Below are 20,169 nucleotides of genomic sequence, written 5' to 3' on the forward strand. Positions count from 1 at the left end.
TTAGGGGATTATCCCACGCGGGAATCGGGATGGATCTGAAACCGCTCCATCAACTGCCGCTCCAGGATCTCGTCCCGTTCCATGTAGAGGAAGGAGCCCTTTAGGAACAGGCTCATTCGGCGGGCTTCTTCATGGGGAAGGCCGGTGCGCTCCGCAATATCGGAGATGCGGATGATTCCGGATTCCGCTAGGATCACGGGAGGCGCCAGAAGAAAGCGGGCAAAGAGATTCGCTTCCGATTCAAACAGGCCGTACTGGCTCTCCCGCAGTACGCCGCTGGAGGAGACCGCATCGGGATAGCGTTCAAAATGACGGAGCACAATGTGACCGATCTCATGGGCGATGGTCCAGCGAATCTCGGATTTCTCCAAGGCGTCGTTGTATACGATGCAGTATTTATCCCGATCCCGGAAATGGATGGCCGCGCCGTAGTTTGACATCAGCACCCTTTCCAGCATGAATGCAACATCAAAGCCCCTTTTCCGGCAAAACTCTTGGACGGGTAGAACAGCCCATCCGTTGCGGGCACAAAGGGGCTCAAGAGGGAAGTTTAACCCAGAAATCTCTTGGCGCAGCAGAAATTCCAATACCTCTTGGTAGATGTTACAGGGCGATAGTTTCATCATGCATTAAGACGCGCTTCCAAACATTTCCTCGGCGATGGCTTGGAGAATGGCTGCTTGACGGGGCGTAATCTCCCGCGCCCGGCTGGCAAAGCCAATCATGGTGACGGCAGCGTTGTACTCATGGTACTTTTTTTCGATCTCACCATCACCGGTTAAAAGATAATCGGTGGAGGTTCCCAGGGCCCGGGCGATTTTCACGATGATATCCGACATGGGGGTCCGCTGGTTGTTCTCATAGCGGGAAAGGGTTGCCACTGTGATGTTGGCCCGATCGGCCAGATTCTTTTGCGTCATGCCTTTTTGTTCCCGCAGGTTTTTGATGCGAATACCTACGTCTTTCAAAGCTCACACCTCCTATTGATTGGATCATACATTTGTTTCCAATAAGATAACATAAAATCTGGATTAATACAAATATTCCTTGTGAATACAGATTTTTATTAACAAATTAAGTACATTATTACCACATGGAATTTTGGATATTCCATTGCCCTTATGGTAAGCGCGTTCTAGCTCATGGGGGAACGGAAAGGGTTCTGGGCCCGTAAAAGGGGAGATTTCCCCGATTGGTTTCCGTTTCATCATTGACAAGCAAAGCGGTCAAAAGCTATAATTTAACCATGCGTATGGGGCAGGCTTATTTTGCTCTACGCTGGGCAAAGGGGGAAGCTGTGGTGATACATATTTTGGTCGCCGCCCATGCCAAAGTGGGAGTGAATATTCTGCTGGGCGCTGAATTCATTTTGGGGCAGCAGGAGCGGACCCACAGCATTGAATACCAGGTGGGGGACAACCTAAACCTGTTGAAGATGCAGTTTCAGGAGGTCTTTGACGGTTTGGGGGAGGAGGATTCCCTTCTGATCTTTATCGACCTTTATGGCGGATCCCTTTGCAATGTGGCCGCCTCCTTTATGAGCAAGCTTTCCAAGCGGAACGCCGTCCGATGCGAATGCATCAGCGGGGTGAACCTGCCGATGGTGCTCTATGCCCTGGAGAACCGGGACCGGGAGGAGTGCGGGCTGGTGGATCTGAAGGAGGAGTGCCTGAATGTGGGCCTTGGCGGCATTCGGGACATCAAAGCGGAGTTTAGGCTGTAAAGCCTTAGCTAAAAAGAAGCGGGGCAACCCGTTAATATGATCGTAATGGAGGAATTGTCATCATGGTAGAGAAATTGTTCGTGGTCAAGAACGAAACGGGCCTGCATGCTCGTCCTGCTTCTCTGTTTGTACAGAAAGCCGCTAAGTATAAGAGCACCATTAAGGTGAAGAAGGACGGCAAAGAGGCCAATGCCAAGTCCATCATTTCCGTGCTGAGCCTGGGCGCCAGCTTTGGCAGCGAGATCACCATCATCGCCGATGGCCCCGACGCCGAGGAAGCCGTTGCCGGCCTGGTGGAGCTCCTGGATAATCTTGAGGAGTAACGAATTCTTTTGTTAACCTTTTTACACAGATCCTTGGCGCTGCGCCAAGGATTGCGTGTTATTTAATCTAATTTTGAGGTGCATGAAATGAAAGGGATTATTGCTTCTCCTGGCGTTGCCATCGCTAAGGCTTTTGTGCTGGCCCACCCCGAGGTGGTTATCGACGAAAAGCTGGTTGCGGCCCAGGACGTGGAAAAAGAGGTTGAAAAGTTCCGGGAGGCTGTGGCCAAGACCGAGGATCAGCTCAACGGGATCATTGCCATCACCGAGGAACGGCTTTCCGCCAAGGAGGCCGATGTATTCCGGGCTCATCTGATGATGCTGGCCGATCCTATGTTTGAGGAAGCCGTACTGGATAAGATCCAGAACAGCAACTTCAACGCCGGTAAGGCTGTATCCGAGGCTACCGCCGAGGTGGCCGCCATGCTGGCCAGCCTGGACGACGAGTACCTGAAGGAGCGGGCCGCTGATATCAAAGACGTGGGCGGCCGGGTGCTGGACAACGTGCTGGGCATCGTCCGCACCAGCCTCAGCGATTTGAATGAGCCCGTGGTGGTCTTCGCCAACGATTTGACCCCCTCGGATACTGCCACCATGAATTTGGACTATGTGAAGGGTTTTGCTACCGATATTGGCGGCCGGACCTCTCATACCTCGATCCTTGCCCGGATCATCGGTATTCCCGCCATCGTGGGCACCGGGGACATCACCAGCCGGGTGAACCACGGGGATCTGGTGGTGCTGGACGCCATCGACTGCGATGTGATCGTGAACCCCACCGAGGATCAGAAGAAGGTTTACGACGGGAAGTACGAAGCCTTTATGGAGCGGAAGCGGGAGCTGGATAAGATCAAGTTCATGCCCGCCGAGACCCTGGACGGACACCATGTGGAGGTTGTGGCCAACATCGCCTCTCCCAACGACGTCAAGGGCGCGCTGGAGAACGGCGCCGAGGGCTGCGGTTTGTTCCGCACCGAGTTCCTGTATATGAACCGCCCCGATCTCCCCTCCGAGGAGGAGCAGTTTGAGGCCTATAAATCGGTGGTTGCCGGCATGGACGGCAAGCCCGTGGTCATCCGCACCCTGGATATCGGCGGTGACAAGGCGGCCGAGAGCATCCAGTTCCCCCCGGAGATGAACCCCTTCCTGGGATGGCGCGCCATCCGCATGTATTTTGACCGGCTGGACATCATCAAGCCCCAGATGCGGGCTCTGCTCCGGGCTGGCGTGTACGGCAAGCTTCATGTGATGTTCCCCATGGTGATTTCCGCTGAGGAGATCTACAAGATGAAGGAGATCATCGAGGAGTGCAAAGCCGAGCTTCGGGCCGAGGGTGTGGAGTTTGACGAGAACCTCTCCATCGGTATCATGGTGGAAACCCCTGCTGCCGCGCTCAACGCCCATCTGCTGGCGGAGATCGTGGAGTTCTTCAGCATCGGCACCAACGATTTGACCCAGTATGTGCTGGCTGTGGACCGGGGCAACGAGATGATTGCTGACCTGTATCAGCCCCTGCATCCCGCCGTCATTCGGGCCATGAAGATGGTCATCGACGCCTCCCATGGCGCTGGCAAGTGGTCCGGTGTCTGCGGTGAGACCGCCGGCGATGAGAAGGGCGCCCTGGTGCTGCTGGGCCTGGGCCTGGATGAGTTCAGCATGAGCGCTGGCTCCATCCCCGCTGTGAAGAACATGATCCGCAAGGCCAACTATGCTGAGGTGAAGAAGGGCATCGAGGAATGTCTGACCATGTATACCACCGAGGAAGTCAACGCCAAGCTGGATCAGATGCTCAAGGATATTCTGGGCTAACTCCCCATAAAAAAAAGAGAACCGGGTTTTCCGGTTCTCTTTTTTTTATGGGGAGTTACGCCGGCTGTGCTGTGGAAACGAGGATGGGGGGCCTTGAAATTGGGGCTTGTCATACAATGGAGTTCCCGTCTATAATAGGAGCGCTATTCTTTTGTCACCCTGCTGAAAAATGCCTTTCATTGGAATAGAGACAAATCCAAGAACGCCTGCGCCTTAGCGCTGGGTCTTCTTTTTATTTGCCCTGGGGCGGAGTTCCATGCCCCGGGCCATCGAAGGAGTGAGGCAGATGGAACAGATCAAAGAGAATAAGATGGGGACCAATCCCGTCTTCCGGCTCATCATATCCATGTCGCTGCCCGCGATTTTTTCCATGCTGATCCAGTCCATGTACAACATCGTGGACAGCATCTTCGTGGCGAAAATCGGGGAGGACGCATTGGCGGCGGTGTCCCTAGCCAGCCCGGTGCAGTTTCTGTTGATCGCTTTTGGCGTAGGCACCGGTGTGGGCATCAACTCCCTTATCAGCCGGCGGCTGGGGGAGAAGAATCGGGAGGCTGCGGACTCCGCCGCCACCCATGGACTCTTTCTGGCGGTGGTGACCTGGGCGGTATTTGCCGTCCTTGGATTGGTTGCCGTCCGGCCCTTCTTTGCCCTCTTCCATCCCACGGAGCAGGTTATGGGCTTGGGTATCGCCTATACCCAGATCGTAATGGTGTTCTCCATGGGGGTGTTTGTCCAGATCATTTGCGAGCGAATGCTCCAGGCCACGGGCAACATGATCTACCCCATGATCTTTCAGCTCATGGGCGCGGTGATCAATATCATTCTGGATCCAATCCTGATCTTCGGCCTCCTTGGCTTCCCCAAGCTGGGGGTGGCGGGGGCTGCCATTGCCACGGTGCTGGGACAGATCATCGCCTGTATCTTCTCGCTATACATTGTATTGACCAAGGATCATGAGGTATCCATCCAGCTTCGGGGCTTCCGGCCCCAGTGGGAGATCATCAAGCAGATCTATGTGGTGGGCGCGCCGTCCATCGTCATGCAATCGGTGGGATCCTTTCTCCTGATGGCCATCAACGGCATCCTAATCGGCTTCAGCCAGGCCGCGGTATCGGTGATGGGGGTGTACCAGAAGCTCCAGTCCTTTGTGTTTATGCCGGTATTCGGCTTGAACAACGGAGTTATGCCCATCATGGGCTATAACTTTGGGGCCAGGAAAAAGGAACGGCTGCTATCCGCTCTGAAGATTGGCGGATTATTGGCCTTGGGGATCATGTTCCTGGGGCTGTTGATCTTCTGGATTTTCCCCCGGGAGCTGCTGATGATCTTCAGCGCCACCCCCGAGATGCTGGAGATCGGCATCCCGGCCCTGCGTACCATCAGCCTGTGCTTTGTGCCCGCTGCCCTAGGCATTATGGTGTCCACCTTCTTCCAGGGGGTGGGAAACGGAAAATACAGCCTATACATCTCCATGCTGCGGCAGGTGGTGATCATCCTGCCGGTGGCGTATCTGTTTTCCAAGATCGGGCTGAGCTGGGTTTGGTGGGCTTATCCCATTGCGGAGGGGGTTTCCCTCATCGCCAGCCTGCTGCTCTTCCTCAAGCTGTATCGGGCGAAAATCGCCGATCTTTAGGCGAAAGAGGCCATATGCCCCGGGAAATGTCCATTGTTAGGGAAATCTTATGGGAATCTTAAGAATCCGCGGGATGTCTTAACGGGGAATTTATGGTACTATTAGGAAGCATACTGGCATGGTATGGCCCCGGGCCGGTTCCGGGGAAATTACCTGCCGCCGGACGCCGGCGGAGGGACGAAGGCGGCTATGATGACGATCGCTGGATGGAAAGCGGCCCTGAACGACATTGGCCTATTCAAAAAATGCTATCTACTCAACGCGCTGTTTATCACCTTTTATTTTTATAGCTGGGGGAGGATCAGCACCATTACCTCCGTGACGCTGACCCTATGGGGCGCCTATCTGATGCTCCAGGGTTTTTTGCACCGGCAATTTGATCTGCGTCAAAAGGGACTCTGGATGCTGGCGGTCTTCTTTGGGGCGCTCTGCATGTCCTCCCTGGTGAATCTGCCCAACGGCTGGATGAAAAATGCACAGGCCATCGCCCTGGCGGCGGTGACCTTTCTTGTGGTCTATTATTTGGAGCCCCAGGATTCGGCAAAAGAGAAGAAGGATTTTGAGGGATGCCTGAAAATCATCATGGTGTATAGCTGTGTGATGAGCAGCATTTCCCTTTTGATGTATTTTTCCAACATCTGTATCATCAACTATCCCGACCGGTATGCCGGTATCTACCTGAACCCGATTCTTTCCGGCCTGGTGGCCAATGGGGGATTGTTCTGCACCGTATACTTTCTGTGGGGCTGGAAACGCCGTCCCTGGCGCATCAAGGCCCTCTGTATCGCGCAGATGGTGGTACAGACGGTTGTGATGATCATCGGGAACTCACGTTCCGCCTACTGTTGCTTTGTGGCCTTCTTTGTGATCTACATTGGGATGCAGATCGCCAACGGAAAGCTGCTGCAAAATCCCGTGTGGAACCGTGTTCTAAAGGTGGCCATCGCCCTTGTGACGGTGGCGGTCATCGTGGTGGGCAGCAATTTCTTGGCCGAGGGGATCAACCGAGGCGTTTATGAGCTGAACAAGGCCATCTTCTCCCTGCGCTATCCCGACTATGATCCCGATTCCCCCAATTATGGGGATACCGACAACTGGTTTACGCCTCATCCCCTGGAACGCAGCAATGAGGAGGCGTCCAGCAATATCCGGCTGAACATGATCGCCACTGGCTGGGATACCTTTAAGGAGAATCCCATTCTGGGGACCTCTCCCGGGGATTTGATCCGCTCGGTTTTGGATACGGCGGAGCGCCAGGGCCAGCCGGAGGACTCGCTGCAGGGCATCGAGGGCGGGCGGGTACACAACGCCTACCTGGATGTTTTGGTGAGCATGGGGCTTTTGGGATTGATCCCTATGATACTGTTTGCGGTTTACTCGGTGATCAAAGCCTACCAATGCACCTTTGCCTGCCGAAAGGACCGGCCCGCCTATGATCATAACACCTTTGTGGTGAGCGTGATCGGCGCTATGGCCACCTTCTTCTTCATGGAATCCGCCATGCTGTTTACCATGTCCTTCGCAGAGGCGTTTTTCTGGCTTTCCCTGGGGCATCTAGCCCAGCGGGCGAAATTTCAGGGGAAGCGGATCTCCCCTCAGGTTGACAAAAACGGCGTGTGCCATTTATAATGTAGAAAATGTATCCATGGATACCATAGGATGGGGAGTGATCCCCACATTCCGAGTCCCTCTCCCTACGGATGGTTTCTAGGGGAGCCGGGCCAATGGGTTTGGGTGGAAACGCCTTGGCCTCCCGCATTTGGAAAGGAATGAACACCGGCGGCTGATCGCCCTTGTTTGTGATGCAATCTAAAAGCGGGAATCCCCGCTTTTTTGTTTGTTTGGGGGGAAGGATACACCATGCTATCTCTCTCTGCGAAATTGAGATTCCCCTCCCTTTTTCGCAAGAATTGGATAGGGTAGGGCCGTCGCAAGACGGCCCTATCTTTTTTAAAAGGGAAGAGTATTCCAATTTTGAAAGACTACATAAGTAGCATAAATTTTCTTTGACGAGGATGGAGGCGCCTTTTATAATAGGAAATACAAAAAGCATGTGAACGATATCACAATAGGGACAGTTCGATTCCGAGTTGATTCGTCTAAGGGCCTGACGCCTAGGGGGAACCAACCGATGGGTGGGGTAGGAAACGCCCCCGCCTCCCGCTTTGGAAAGGAACGAATTTCGGCCGCGGCGGCGCGGTGGATTTTGTTTTACCCGGCGGGAGGAGAACTCCCGCCGTTTTCTTTTGTATCTATAGCTTTCGCTGGTGGAAGACTAGCGGAAAATAGAAATATGCCATAGGAGTGAAAACAGATGTTGCAGAATTTTGTACAGCAGATCGGAACGAAGTTCATCTTCGGCAAGGATGCTGAAAAGCAGGTGGGCACCGAGCTGAAAGCTTTGGGCGCCACCAAGGTTTTGATCCACCATGACAGCGGTCAATTCCTGTATGACAGCGGGCTGCTGGAGGCCGTAAAGGGGTACCTCACCGATGCTGGCCTTGCCTATGTGGAATTGGGCGGCGTACGGCCCAATCCCCGGCTGAGCAAGGTCCGCGAAGGCATCGAGCTGTGCCGCAAGGAGGGTGTGGACTTTATTCTGGCCATCGGCGGCGGCAGCGCCACCGATTCCGCCAAGGCCATCGCCCTGGGCACCGCCTATGACGGCGACGTGTGGGACTTCTATGCGCACACCGTCAGCATGGAGGACGCCATGAAGGTGCAGGCCCTTATGATCGGCTGCCTTCTGACCTATCCCGCTACCGGCACCGAGGTAAGCGGCGGCGGCGTGATCACCAATGACGAAACCCTGGAGAAGCGGCCCTATGGAAACCCCAACGGCAGCACCCGGAGCAGGGTTTCCTTCATGAACCCGGAGCTTTCCTACACCCTGCCTCCCTATCTGACCGCCTGTGGCGTGGTGGATATGTACTCCCATATCATGGAGAAATATTTTACCCCCGATACCGATTTCGGTATTATGGACCGTTTGGCCGAGGCCGGCATGCGGAACATCCTGGTGTATGGTCCCAAAGTGCTGGAGGAGCCCACCAACTACATGTATCGCGCGGAAATCATGTGGTCCGGCTGCGTAGGCGCGGACAACTCCCAGGGCCTGGGCCGCGAGCAGGATTGGGCGCATCACTACATCGGCCATGAGATCAGCGCTCTTTACGATACCGCTCACGGCGCTACCCTGACCATCATGTGTCCTGCCTGGATGAAGTATGTGTATAAGCACAATCTGCCCCGGTTCGTCCGGTACGCTGTGGAGGTGTTTGGCGTGGAGAACGATCCCAGCAATCCCGATTGGGTTGCTCAGGAGGGCATCCGCCTGACCACCGATTTCTTCCGCCGCATGGGTCTGCCCACCTCCTTCGCCGAGGCTGGCCTGCCCACCGACAAGTTTGATCACATCGCCAAGATGGCTCCCATCAGCCAGGGCGATGACCATATCGGCTCCCTGATGCCCCTTTATGAGAAGGAGTGCCGGGAGATCCTGGAGCTGGCCCGGTAACGGACCGGCGAGAGGCTTTTGCAAACAAGAGAACGGCATGGATTCCATGCCGTTCTTTTTTTGTTGAAAAGCGAGCTGGGTCTAGCAGGAGAACCATACCAAAGGTCTGAATCATGGGGGGCGGGCTGCGGCAGATAGGATCCTTTAGGAAAACTTAAGGGTTCCTTTAGATGTTGTGGCGACCACTCGTATATAATGAGATGGAACCATGGAATGGGAAGAAAACGGTGCAAAAGGAAACAATCCCTTGGTTTTTGCGTCCAATCCAAGAAAGAATGCCCAGAAACGGACGGATGCAAATTCATATGGTTTGTGTTAAGATATGTAGTAATTCAAATAAGCCAAACGATCCTCTCCGCCTGGACTGGGCGGGGAGCCATGAGCGGCTTCGGCGGATGAGCCGGGCCGCACAAGCGAAAGAGAGGCAAAAACAGAGATGTCCTTTTTAACGGCTTTGCGTGGCGTGATCAATACCATCAATGTGATCACCATGCTGATCCTGTTATACCAGTTGGTAATCGCGCTATTCTGTCTGAAGGACCGGCCCAAGCGGCAGAACCAGGTGGACCGCAATCATCGGTTTGCGGTGATCATCTCGGCCCGAAACGAGGAAAACGTCATTGGCCATTTGATCGCCAGCCTGATGCGGCAAAACTATCCTCGGGAATGCTTTGACGTGTATGTGGTGGCGGACAACTGCACCGACGCCACCGCCCAGACCTCCCGTGATGCTGGCGCCATCGTCTATGAGCGGTTTGACGAAGCCCATAAGGGCAAGGGCTTTGCGCTGAAGTGGATTTTTGACATCATCCTGGCCCAGCGGCCCGACGACTACGACGCCTTTTGTATCTTTGACGCCGATAACCTGGTGGATCCAAACTACCTGGCGGCCATGAACCGGCAGCTGTGCTGCGGACAAGACATGGCCCAGGGCTATCGGGATATCAAAAACCCGGGGGATACCTGGGTATCGGGCAGCTATGCCATCTACTTCTGGTGTCTATCCCGGTTCTATCTTCGGGCTCGGGATAACGCAGGGCTGTCCTGTTTGGCCAGCGGCACCGGATTTATGTTCCGTTCCGATTTAATCCGCCAAGAGGGCTGGAATACCTCGACCATCACTGAGGACAGCGAATTCTCCATTCAGCAAATTTTGAAGGGGAGGAAGATCGTCTTTGCGGAGGACGCCATCTTTTACGATGAGCAGCCCACCAAGTTTAAACAGTCCATGCGCCAGCGGTATCGCTGGGCGGTGGGGAACGTCCAATGTTTGATTCTTTACCTGCCCCAGATCTTTAAAAAGGGACGGACCAACAACGTGGGCCGTTTTGCGCTCACCGATCTGGTGATCTATCTCATCGCCATGCCGGGAACCGGTCTAGTGGTCATTAACCTGATTTTAACCCTCCTGATGGGGTGGATGGTGGACAGCAGCTGGGTGGAGATCCTGCTCCAGGCGGTGGTGCCCATCCTATGCAGCCTGGGGATTATGTTCATCCATGGGATCATCACCGTGCTGATGGAAAAGAAGGATCTGCGTACCGTGGTCAAGGGTCTGTTTGGATGGCCCATCTTCCTGTACACCTGGATGTACATCAACCTTTCCGCCATCTTATACCGGGATACCACCTGGAAGCCCATTGCCCATACCAAGAGCGTGAGCATCGAGAGCATGGCGGCCGAGAACCAGGGGGAGATCAAATAAGCTTGAAGGGGTCCTCAGCGCTGCGCGTCTATTGAGCGATTGGATCATGCCGACGGTTTGGGCGGAACGCTGTCGGCCAGAAGGCAGATCCTGGGATGGAATTGACGGGAAAGGCCGTATGCGATGGATAAAGGGCGGTTCCTATCCGCCTTTCTGCGGTATCTTGGTTTGAAAAGGATCCGTCATGGGCGGATGTATTGAAGTAACAAAGCAGGAAAAAAGTAGATCGGTCATACTTTTCAAAAGCTGTTGATCTATGTTATAAAATATGTTACCATACAATCGGTTGTAATCACACAACCGATTGTTTTATTTTCTGTTGTTTTGGATGCGTCTCGAGGGATGGTATTGTTTTGAGATGGTTCCTCCTTCGAGTAGAGAAGGAGGGATTTTTGTACAGAGGGGATTTGAAGCGATTTTATTATCATGGGATATATAATGGCGAAAAATGGAAGTATGATCCATATGGTATACATTTTTCACCAGATCAAGAAAATAAAAAAGAATGGCTATTTTTGGAATTTTCTTATACATAGGACGAAAATTAAGCGATGCAAAAATGCATGCTATATTGATATCATAAGTAAAATCTAAAACCAATGAGAAGGAGAGGAACATGAAGCAACGGATTTTTTCTGCACTTCTAGCCGTATGCCTGATCATGGTACTGCTGCCCGGCACGGCATTTGCTGCGGCGGCTGTTCCTTCGGGAAACGGCAACAACTTCTTTGCCAACGGCACGGCCATTACGATTGCTGACCAAAAGCCGGATGATGCGCAGGATGCTACCCTGGATGGCTTCACTGCCACGGGCACCGACGCCTACATCATCTGGGAGGAGAGCGGCGTTAAAAAGACCATCGGTGTGGACGGTACGAAGGTATCGGTTTACGGCGGAAGCGACGGCAGCGCCGCTCCTGTTACGGTATCTAGCACCAGCATCACCATGACCGGCGGCAAGATCCATAATCTTTTTGGCGGCAACCTGGGTATGAAGGACGCCGATGCGGCCCATACCTCCCGGGTTACCGGAAACGTGGACATCTCGGTTTCCGGCAGCGGCTTGGTGCGGAATCTGCTCCATGGCGGCGGAAATTATAACGATGCTGTGGACGGCACCGCTACCATCACCCTTACCGGTGTGGACTTTACCGTACCCGAGGGATATGACTGCTATGTCAACGGCGGCGTTTATGGAAACGGCAACGAGGGCATCCGGGATATCGATAACGGCACCATGACCACCAACGCGGTGGTGAAACGCGCCGTCATCAATGTAACCGATAGTAAGGTCTACTTGATCGCTGGCGGCGGTTCCGGCAGCACCAAGGTGGGCAGCGCTGAGGTGAACATTGCGGACAGCGCGGTGGATTACCTCTACCTGGGCGGCATCAACGGCGTAACCGAGCAGTCCGACCTGACGGTGACGGGCGCCTCCACCATCGGCAGCCTGGCGGGCACCAACCGTGGCTTTGTTGGGAATGCTACGGCTGATATCGGGGGCAGCACCACCATCGATAAGTGGGCAACCGGCGCGGCGGAAGGCTGCTTTAGCTCCGATTCTGGCTCCAAGGACGGCAGTGGCATTACCGGTTCCATTGCCTGGAACCTGGGCAGCGGCGTATCCGTTACCGAGGCAAAGCTTACCCCCAGCGTGATCAACGACAACGGCGATTATAACGCCGAGGTTGGCGGCATTACCATCAACAAGGAGGGGGATCCCGTCCAGCTGGAGGCTGCTGGGTTCTCTCCCAGGGGCGGAACCACCGTTATGGACTTCGGCGTTTCCTCCGATAAATCCCTTGCTTTGAGCGGCGCACAGGTTACCATCCCCGCCGACGTGAGCGTTTCCAACCAGGGCACCATTGCCGTTGGGGAGAACGCGGCTTTGAAGGCTCAGGCCGGCAGCACCCTGACCATCGGCGATGGCGCGACGTTGAGCGTGGAGAAGGGAGGCTCCCTGGATACCCAGGAGGCCACCGTGACCAACAATGGTAAGATCGATGTGCAGCCTGGCGGCAAAGTGGAGGATGATTCCCTTGCCGGAGACGTTACCTATTACATCACCGTGACTGCCGGTGAGGGCGGCAGCATCAGCCCCGCGCCCGACGCTGCGGGTACCGTACCGGCGGCCCTGGGCAGCAGTAAGGCCTTTACCGTTACCCCCAACGAGGGTTATAAGATCGCGGCGGTGAAGGTGGACGGCGTCAGCGTCACCTTGCGCGCGGATAACACCTATACCATCGAGGTGAAGTCCGCCGATCACAGCATCGAAGCGACCTTTGAGAAGGTGGCCGCGGCGGGAACCGAAGATCCCGATGTCGATGAATCTGATATTCCCCAGACGGGCGACGAGGGCAACCTGGCCCTGTGGACCAGCCTGCTGCTCCTGGGCGGCATGGCCGCTGTGGGGATGGTCTTCTTCCTGCGGAGGAAGGCCGTGCGGTAATCCTGAAAAATCCATATGAGAAAAACGGCTCCTGTTTGGAGCCGTTTTTATTTTGGGGCATGGAGCGGGAACCATTCCGGGCCGATACGGGGGAGTGGGGAAACGAAGGGGAAAGTCATATTATTTGGAATATCTTGATCTATACAAGAAATTATGTTACCGTATATGTGATAATCGATGTTATATATCTTGTGATTTGAGGCGGAATGGAGAAAGAGGGAGGAATTTCGATGCAAAGCAGGAGAGCGTATCGGCCGTTGGCCATCTTGTTCGCCTTTGTCCTCATGGCGGTTATGGCGCCGATGACGGTGTTTGCAGGGGGTGAGACGGTACAGATTACTTCGCAGCTGGGCATCACCCAGGATACCGATGACGCCACCTTGCAGGCGCAATCCAGCGGCGCTTTGACCATTGCTGCCAACGGGGATGGAACCCATACGGTGACGGTTCTCAAGGATATTTCCTCAAGCGCCCTTATCCAGTTTGGCGTATTTGATTACACCGGCCAGGGCGGCGAAGGAATCGGAGCGGATCAGCCCTATCTGATTCTGGATTTGAACGGCCATACCATTACCGGTACGAGCATTGTCATAGCAAACCTGGGGAACCTGATCATCCGGGATACCTCTGAGGGCAAGACGGGACGGATTGTTTTTGATAATCCCAGCGGATATCTTGTCGCGATCCAGAACGCGGGCTACAATCTGAAAATTGAGGGCGGTACCTTTGTGTGCAATGGAGCTGGCAGTGCTAGCTACAACGCCGTTGTCAGCACCACAGCGCCGAGCTCTCAGACGGTAATTGACGGAGGGACCTTTGATGGCGGAAACGGTCCGGCCATCAAGGGGTACGGCACCACTGTTATAAACGGAGGCACCCTAAAGGGCGCCTATGGAGCGGTGACCCAGGTTAGTGCCGAGGGACATGAGGGGAGCATCCTGTTCCCCGCGGATTCGGATGCCGTTGTGGAGGCCACCAAATTTGCCTTTGTAGCCACCGGCCATAGCAGCTATCCTGAAAAAACCGGAACCGTTACCGTGGAGGGGGGCTCCTTTGACGCTCCTGTCCTTGTGGGGAGATCCGGGGTTACCGCGGAAGCCAGCGAGATCGCTACGGTAACGGGCGGTACCTATACCATCGATCCTTCGGGCCTTGTGCCCGCTACCCAGGGAACCCCTGTTGCAAAGGTTACGCTGGGGAGCGACAGCGCGTTTGCAGTGGGCCAGAAGGCCATTGAGGAGCAGATGGAACATGCTGGAGAAGGGGATAAGGTTGACGTGCTTTCCGGCGATGTCCAGCTTGGAGGGCTGCCCGATGGAGTGACCGTTACCAATTCCGGCGCCGGGGACGTTACCGTCAATGGGAACCCGGTGACCACGGATCCGGTGATCAGCCATACCCATGCATGGGGGGAGCCGGTCTGGGCTTGGGCGGCGGATCATAGCGGTGCTACCGCCACCTTTACCTGTACAAAGGACAGCAGCCATCAGGAGATTGTAGCGGCCACCATTGGCAGCGAGACCGAGGCTGCCAGCTGTACGGCGGATGGCAAGACCGTTTACACCGCTACCGCGGCGTTTGGCGGCAAAACCTATACCGATGTTCAGACCGTGACCATACCTGCCAAGCATCAGTTTAAGGATGGGGTTTGCGCGGTATGCGGCGCGGCAGATCCCGCCTATGATACGGACATTCCCCAGATGGGCGACGAGGGCAACCTGGCCCTGTGGACCAGCCTGCTGCTCCTGGGCGGCATGGCCGCTGTGGGGATGGCCTTCTTCCTGCGGAGGAAGGCTGCGCGATAACGCGGATTGATATGATCAAGAAAAAACGGCTCCATTTGGAGCCGTTTTTTTGTTCTATCATTGGGGCGGCTGGGGCCCGCCGCCCCAGCGGAGGGAGGTTTCCCAGACGGCTTGACCCGCCGTGAGGGAAGCGGGGACGTTGAGAATCCGTTGGTTTTCGGAGCCTCGGAAGGGCAGGGCCAGATTTCGCCGTTCCCGCAGAAAGGGGCCGTCTACCACCACGTCCAACAGAGCCAGGAGCGCCAGGCGGTGGGGATCCCCTTCTTCCAGCAGCTCCTCCAGGATATAGCCGGTATAGGCGGCAAGCTCATAGCCCTTTTCCCGGAGAGCCCGGCATAGGGGCAAAAGGGCCTCCGCCTGGCAGAAGGGCTCTCCACCCGATAGCGTAACCCCTTTTAAAAGGGGATTGCGCTGGATTTGGGCCAACAGGTCTTCCCAGGCGGTGGGGACGCCTCCATGGAATTCCAGAGCGGTGGGGTTGTGGCAGCCGGGGCAGCGGCGGGGACATCCTTGAACGAACAGGGTAAACCGCAGGCCGGGGCCGTCGGTGATGGAATCCCCCACCGTTCCAGCCACCTGGATGGGCAGGTCAGACATGGTGCTTCACCCGGTCCCGTTCCTCGGCCCGCTTGGCGTCGTTGAAGCGGTCCAGGGTTCCCACCAGATAGCCGGTGATCCGCCGAATCCGCTCGAAGCCAACGCCGCCGGTGAATTCGCGCCGGCCGCAGCCGGGACACTCCTCATCGATGATGCCGTTATAGCCGCAGACGGGGTCCCGATCCACCGGATGGTTGATGGAGCCATAGCCCACCCCGCACTCCGCCATATAGCGTACCACCGTCTCAAAAGCCTCCAGATTGTTGGCGGTGTTGCCGTCCAGCTCCACATAGGTGATGTGGCCGGCATTGGTGAGCGCATGGTAGGGAGCCTCTATGGCGATCTTCTCATAGGCGGGAATATCGTAGTATACCGGCACGTGGAAGCTGTTGGTGTAGTATTCCCGGTCGGTGACGCCCAGGATCACACCGTATTTCTTCTTATCCATCCGGACAAACCGGCCGGACAGCCCTTCGGCAGGGGTGGCCAGCAGGGTGAAATTTAGGCCGGTCTTCTGGGAGAGATTGTCCACATAATCCCGCATGAACCCCACGATCTCCAGGCCCAGGTTCCGGGCCTCGAGGGATTCTCCATGGTGCTTGCCGGTGAGGGCAACAAGGCTCTCAGCCAGGCCGATGAACCCGATGGACAGCGTACCGTGGCGGAGGATCTCGCCCACCTCGTCATCGGGGCCCAGTCCCTTGGAATCCAGCCAGACCCCCTGGCCCATGAGGAAGGGGAAATTGCGGACCCGTTTTTTGCACTGGATGGCGAATCGCTCCAGGAGCTGGCCGGATACCAGTTCCATCTTCCGCTCCAGTTCATCGAAGAACCATTCCAGGTTTTTGTTGCTGTTAATGGCGATCCGGGGCAGGTTGATGGAGGTAAAGCTCAGGTTGCCCCGGCCAAAGGTGATCTCCTGGTTTCTATCATGAACGTTGCCCATGACCCGGGTACGGCAGCCCATGTAGGCCACCTCGCTTTCGGGGTGCCCGGGCTTATAATACTGGAGGTTGAAGGGGGCGTCCAGGAAGGAGAAGTTGGGAAACAACCGCTTTGCGCTGACCCGGCAGGCTAGCTGGAACAGATCGTAGTTGGGATCGCCGGGATCGAAGCTGACTCCTTTCTTCACCTTGAAAATATGGATGGGGAAGATGGGAGTTTCCCCCATACCCAGCCCCGCCTCGGTGGCCAGGAGGACGTTTTTAGTTATCATCCGGCCTTCGGGCGAGGTATCGGTGCCGTAGTTGATGGAGCTAAAAGGGGTTTGGGCGCCGGCCCGGCTGTGCATGGTATTGAGGTTGTGGATCAGGGCCTCCATGGCCTGGTAAGTGCTTTTCTCGGTTTCGGCATAGGCGTTGCTCCGAGCAAAGTCATGGATCCGGCCGTAGACGGCCTCGTCTCCGCCCAGGTGGGGAAGCAGGAAGGCCTCCCGTTCGGCGGCGTCATAGGTGTCGTCCTGGGTCAGGCGGGGGAAGAGACCCGTTTCCTCCCGGATGGCCGTTAAACGGTCTTTGACCTCCTGTGCGGAAAGATCAAAGCTGGCGCATAGGAGGGAAGCGGCCTTGTGGAAGTTGGCGGCATAGTGCTTTCTGTAGGTTTTGGTGACGCCGGGCGCCAGGCCGTAATCGAAGTTGGGGATGCTCTGCCCGCCGTGCTGGTCGTTCTGGTTGGATTGGATGGCGATACAGGCCAGAGCCGCATAGCTCTGGATGTCGTTGGGCTCCCGCAAAAAGCCGTGACCGGTGGAGAAGCCGCCCCGAAAAAGCTCCAGCAGGTCGATCTGGCAGCAGGTGGTGGTAAGGGTATAGAAATCCAAATCGTGGATATGGATATCCCCCTCCTTATGGGCTTTTGCGTATTTGGGCGCCAGGATGTACTTCTCGTAATAGTCCTTGGCCCCTTCGGAGCCATACTTCAGCATGGTGCCCATGGCGGTATCCCCGTCGATGTTGGCGTTATCCCGCTTCATGTCCGAAAGGCTGCTATCCGCAAAGGTAAGCTCGTCGTAGATGCGCATGAGCCGGGTGTTCATCTCCCTGCGGCGGGTCCGGTCGTTGCGGTATAGGATATATTTTTTGGCTACAAATGCGTAGCCGTTGTCCATGAGTACCGTCTCCACCATATCCTGGATATCCTCCACGCCGGGAGGGGAATCGGGGAACCGCTGGGCCAGCCGGGCCTCGCAGTCCTGGGCCAGGGTCAGGCTTTGGCCTTCGTCCCGGCGTCCGCTGGCCGCCATGGCTTTGCTGATGGCGGTGGCGATTTTCTCGATGTCATAGGGGACGCTTCGTCCATCCCGTTTTACGATGGTGTCAAACATGGTGAGCCTCCTTATTCTGCCAGCGGATGGCGCAAAAGAAAACGCCCCGAAGGGCGTAACTCCACAGATGCAGGAGCGGCCCTTCATCCTCACCGATGGCGGCATTGCCTTCGACCGGTCTCCTGGCTTGGGCCGTTGCCTACTTACTCCGCCTTCCCGTTGCCGGTGGCGCGTGGAGCGTTCGTGGCCGATACAGTAAAGTGAGCTGCTGCGGATTCTCACCGCATTCCCATCATCATCGAAAGCCGATATCTTGTTATCGATGGAATAGTATCACACTATATCTAGTGATTTCAAGGGAGTTTTTCTGAAAAATGCCCATTGGAATAAAATTTTCTTGACAGGGACATCTTTTTTGTCTATATTGTATATAAAGTATATATACAATGTTGCAATGGAGTACGCCATGGACATCGTTATCAGCAATGCCTCGGGGAAGCCCATCTATGAGCAGATCACGGGGCAGATCAAAGGTATGATTTTATCAGGGGTTCTTTTGGAGGGGGATGCGTTGCCATCCATGCGGCTATTGGCCAAGGAGCTGCGGATCAGCGTCATCACTACCAAACGGGCCTATGAGGAACTGGAGCGGGAGGGCTTTATTGAGACCGTCATGGGCAAGGGAAGCTTTGTGGCGGGCCGAAATATGGAGCTGATCCGGGAGGAACAGCTGCGGCTGGCGGAGGGTTATCTGGCCCAGGCTATGGAGGTAGCCCGTCAAGGCGGCATCCAGCGGGAGGAGCTTCACCGCATGCTGGACCTACTCTATGAGGAGGAAGAATGATGGAACAAGCACTGAGCGTCCGCGGCCTTAGGAAGCAGTATGATGGATTCTCCCTGAGGGATGTGAGCTTCGATTTGCCAAGGGGCAGTATCATGGGGCTCATCGGGGAGAATGGGGCGGGAAAGACCACCACCATCAGCGCTATCCTGGGGTTGATCAACCCCGATGCTGGCCGGATAGAGATTTTGGGAAAAGGGCCGGATGCTGACGTTCGGGAGGTTCATGAGAAACTGGGCGTGGTACTGGATGAGTTCGGCTTTCACGGTAATTTAACTATCCAAGACATCGACGCCATCATGGCCCGGATGTACCGCGGCTGGAGTCGGGAGGCCTTTCGCGGGTACTGTAAGCGATTTGGCCTGACGAGTTATAAGGCGATCAAGACCTTCAGCCGGGGAATGAAGACCAAGCTGTCCATCGCCGTGGCCATCTCCCATGACGCGGAGCTTTTGATTTTGGATGAAGCCACCAGCGGCCTGGATCCGGTGGTGCGGAACGAGATACTGGATATCTTTCTGGAGTTCATCCAGGATAAGCGCCGGTCTATTTTGATTTCCAGCCAAATCACCAGCGACTTAGAGCGGGTAGCGGATTATATCACTTTCTTCCATAGAGGTGAGGTGGTCCTCAGCCAGAACCGGGATGAGCTTTTGGAGCGGTATGGAGTGCTCCGGTGCGGTCTGGGGGACTTTGGCAAACTGGATCCTGCCCTGGTGGAGGGGGTCCGGAAAAACCAGTTCGGGTACGAGGTCCTGGTGCGGGATCGCAGGGATGCCGTCCGGCGGTATCCTAACTACCCGGTGGATCCGGCCAGCCTGGAGGAGATCGTGGTGTTTTATGTAAGGGGGAAGGAAGCATGACCGGTCTGTTGATGAAAGACCTTTTGCGCTTTAGGTGGAGCATTCTCGGTATGTTGGGAGTGATGGCGACCTGCGGGGTGGTATTTTCCATGAGGGGAGACGGCTCCGTAAGCCTTTTTTGCGGTATGTCCATTGTGTTGGTTCTCATCATTACCGATAGCTCTTTTCTCGACGACGCCTTGGCCCGGTGGGATCGGTACGCCCTGTGCCTACCGGTGCGTCGCCGGGATTTGGTGGCCAGCAAGTACCTTTTTGTAATCACATTGGCGGTGATCGGAGCCGCTCTAGCTTTTGTCATGGGCACAGTTATAGGCTTTTTGTGCCAAGAACTGTTGCTGGAAGAACTGGTCTCATCCATAGCAGCCGCCATCGGCGAGGGATTGCTAATTATGTCTATCCAGCTACCCTTGATCTTTAAATTTGGGATAAAGAAGTTTCGCTTCATAATCTTAGGGGCCATGTTGATTTCGCTGGTGATGATCAGCCTGCTTCCTTTGCTAAACCTCAGCATCCTGATGACCCAGGCTTGGCTGGCGCCCTTGGCCGGGCTCCTCTTTCTGGGACTCTCCTATTTTATATCGGTGGCCATCTTCCAACGGAAAGAGCTTTGATTTTTTGTGCGTACCTCCTATAATAGA

Annotated in this window: 16 protein-coding genes and 3 riboswitches; of the genes, 12 read left to right on the forward strand and 4 right to left on the reverse strand. The window is 55.5% G+C overall.

Features of this window, described 5'->3' with window-relative positions; genetic code table 11:
- Nucleotides 1-8 precede the first annotated feature (8 nt).
- Complete coding sequence (locus KP626_RS00185) at nt 9-626, reverse strand: ImmA/IrrE family metallo-endopeptidase (RefSeq protein ID WP_395977168.1); 618 nt, start codon at nt 624-626, stop codon at nt 9-11.
- A 3-nt stretch (nt 627-629) separates the two neighbouring features.
- The gene (locus KP626_RS00190; RefSeq protein ID WP_395977170.1) at nt 630-968 is read right to left on the reverse strand and encodes a helix-turn-helix domain-containing protein; all 339 of its coding nucleotides are present in this window, start codon (nt 966-968) and stop codon (nt 630-632) included.
- Between the two features lie 332 nt (nt 969-1,300).
- Here KP626_RS00190 and KP626_RS00195 point away from each other — a divergent pair, with 332 nt between their 5' ends.
- The 9 genes from KP626_RS00195 to KP626_RS00235 all read left to right on the forward strand — a co-directional run bounded on the left by KP626_RS00195 (nt 1,301) and on the right by KP626_RS00235 (nt 14,967).
- The gene (locus tag KP626_RS00195; protein ID WP_395977172.1) at nt 1,301-1,723 is read left to right on the forward strand and encodes a PTS sugar transporter subunit IIA; all 423 of its coding nucleotides are present in this window, start codon (nt 1,301-1,303) and stop codon (nt 1,721-1,723) included.
- Between the two features lie 62 nt (nt 1,724-1,785).
- Nucleotides 1,786-2,046 (forward strand): HPr family phosphocarrier protein, encoded by a 261-nt coding sequence (locus tag KP626_RS00200; protein WP_395977174.1) that lies wholly within the window; start codon nt 1,786-1,788, stop codon nt 2,044-2,046.
- Between the two features lie 87 nt (nt 2,047-2,133).
- On the forward strand, nt 2,134-3,855 hold the full coding sequence (gene ptsP / locus KP626_RS00205) for a phosphoenolpyruvate--protein phosphotransferase (protein ID WP_395977176.1): 1,722 nt from the start codon (nt 2,134-2,136) through the stop codon (nt 3,853-3,855).
- Nucleotides 3,856-4,141: 286 nt separating this feature from the next.
- A complete protein-coding gene (locus KP626_RS00210; RefSeq protein ID WP_395977178.1) occupies nt 4,142-5,491 on the forward strand; it encodes an MATE family efflux transporter in 1,350 nt (449 codons plus the stop codon).
- A 189-nt stretch (nt 5,492-5,680) separates the two neighbouring features.
- Entirely contained in the window at nt 5,681-7,120 is a 1,440-nt protein-coding gene (locus KP626_RS00215; protein ID WP_395977180.1) for an O-antigen ligase family protein, read from the forward strand.
- Between the two features lie 37 nt (nt 7,121-7,157).
- Nucleotides 7,158-7,277, forward strand: a riboswitch (molybdenum cofactor riboswitch).
- Nucleotides 7,278-7,574: 297 nt separating this feature from the next.
- Nucleotides 7,575-7,667: riboswitch (molybdenum cofactor riboswitch) on the forward strand.
- A 138-nt stretch (nt 7,668-7,805) separates the two neighbouring features.
- Nucleotides 7,806-9,008 carry an iron-containing alcohol dehydrogenase gene (locus KP626_RS00220; RefSeq protein ID WP_395977182.1) on the forward strand — a complete coding sequence of 401 codons (1,203 nt, stop codon included), beginning with the start codon at nt 7,806-7,808 and terminating at the stop codon, nt 9,006-9,008.
- Nucleotides 9,009-9,444: 436 nt separating this feature from the next.
- Nucleotides 9,445-10,713: a glycosyltransferase family 2 protein gene (locus tag KP626_RS00225; protein WP_395977184.1), complete on the forward strand. Its 1,269-nt coding sequence runs from the start codon at nt 9,445-9,447 to the stop codon at nt 10,711-10,713.
- A 616-nt stretch (nt 10,714-11,329) separates the two neighbouring features.
- Nucleotides 11,330-13,162 carry a hypothetical protein gene (locus KP626_RS00230; protein ID WP_395977186.1) on the forward strand — a complete coding sequence of 611 codons (1,833 nt, stop codon included), beginning with the start codon at nt 11,330-11,332 and terminating at the stop codon, nt 13,160-13,162.
- 230 nt (nt 13,163-13,392) lie between these two features.
- Nucleotides 13,393-14,967 (forward strand): hypothetical protein, encoded by a 1,575-nt coding sequence (locus KP626_RS00235; protein WP_395977188.1) that lies wholly within the window; start codon nt 13,393-13,395, stop codon nt 14,965-14,967.
- 57 nt (nt 14,968-15,024) lie between these two features.
- Here the strand turns inward: KP626_RS00235 and KP626_RS00240 are convergent, their stop codons facing one another.
- Nucleotides 15,025-15,564, reverse strand: a complete 540-nt coding sequence (locus KP626_RS00240; RefSeq protein WP_395977190.1) for a 4Fe-4S single cluster domain-containing protein — start codon at nt 15,562-15,564, stop codon at nt 15,025-15,027.
- Nucleotides 15,557-17,887, reverse strand: a complete 2,331-nt coding sequence (locus KP626_RS00245) for an anaerobic ribonucleoside triphosphate reductase (protein WP_395977192.1) — start codon at nt 17,885-17,887, stop codon at nt 15,557-15,559. The genes KP626_RS00240 and KP626_RS00245 overlap by 8 nt, the downstream gene beginning before the upstream one ends.
- Nucleotides 17,888-17,981: 94 nt before the next feature.
- A riboswitch (cobalamin riboswitch) is annotated at nt 17,982-18,145 on the reverse strand.
- Nucleotides 18,146-18,293: 148 nt separating this feature from the next.
- On the opposite strand from KP626_RS00245, the gene KP626_RS00250 reads away from it, so the two are divergent.
- Genes KP626_RS00250 through KP626_RS00260 form a run of 3 tightly spaced genes read left to right on the forward strand, consistent with a single transcriptional unit; the run spans nt 18,294 to nt 20,142 of the window.
- Nucleotides 18,294-18,671 (forward strand): GntR family transcriptional regulator, encoded by a 378-nt coding sequence (locus KP626_RS00250; protein WP_395977194.1) that lies wholly within the window; start codon nt 18,294-18,296, stop codon nt 18,669-18,671.
- Nucleotides 18,671-19,531, forward strand: coding sequence for an ABC transporter ATP-binding protein (locus tag KP626_RS00255; protein WP_395977196.1), 861 nt, complete (start codon nt 18,671-18,673; stop codon nt 19,529-19,531). Before KP626_RS00250 ends, KP626_RS00255 begins: the two co-directional genes overlap by 1 nt.
- Nucleotides 19,528-20,142, forward strand: a complete 615-nt coding sequence (locus tag KP626_RS00260; protein ID WP_395977198.1) for an ABC-2 transporter permease — start codon at nt 19,528-19,530, stop codon at nt 20,140-20,142. Before KP626_RS00255 ends, KP626_RS00260 begins: the two co-directional genes overlap by 4 nt.
- The last annotated feature ends 27 nt before the right edge of the window (nt 20,143-20,169 follow it).

It is taken from the genome of Christensenella sp. MSJ-20 (genome assembly GCF_044357945.1).
Taxonomy (GTDB): domain Bacteria; phylum Bacillota; class Clostridia; order Christensenellales; family QAND01; genus QAND01.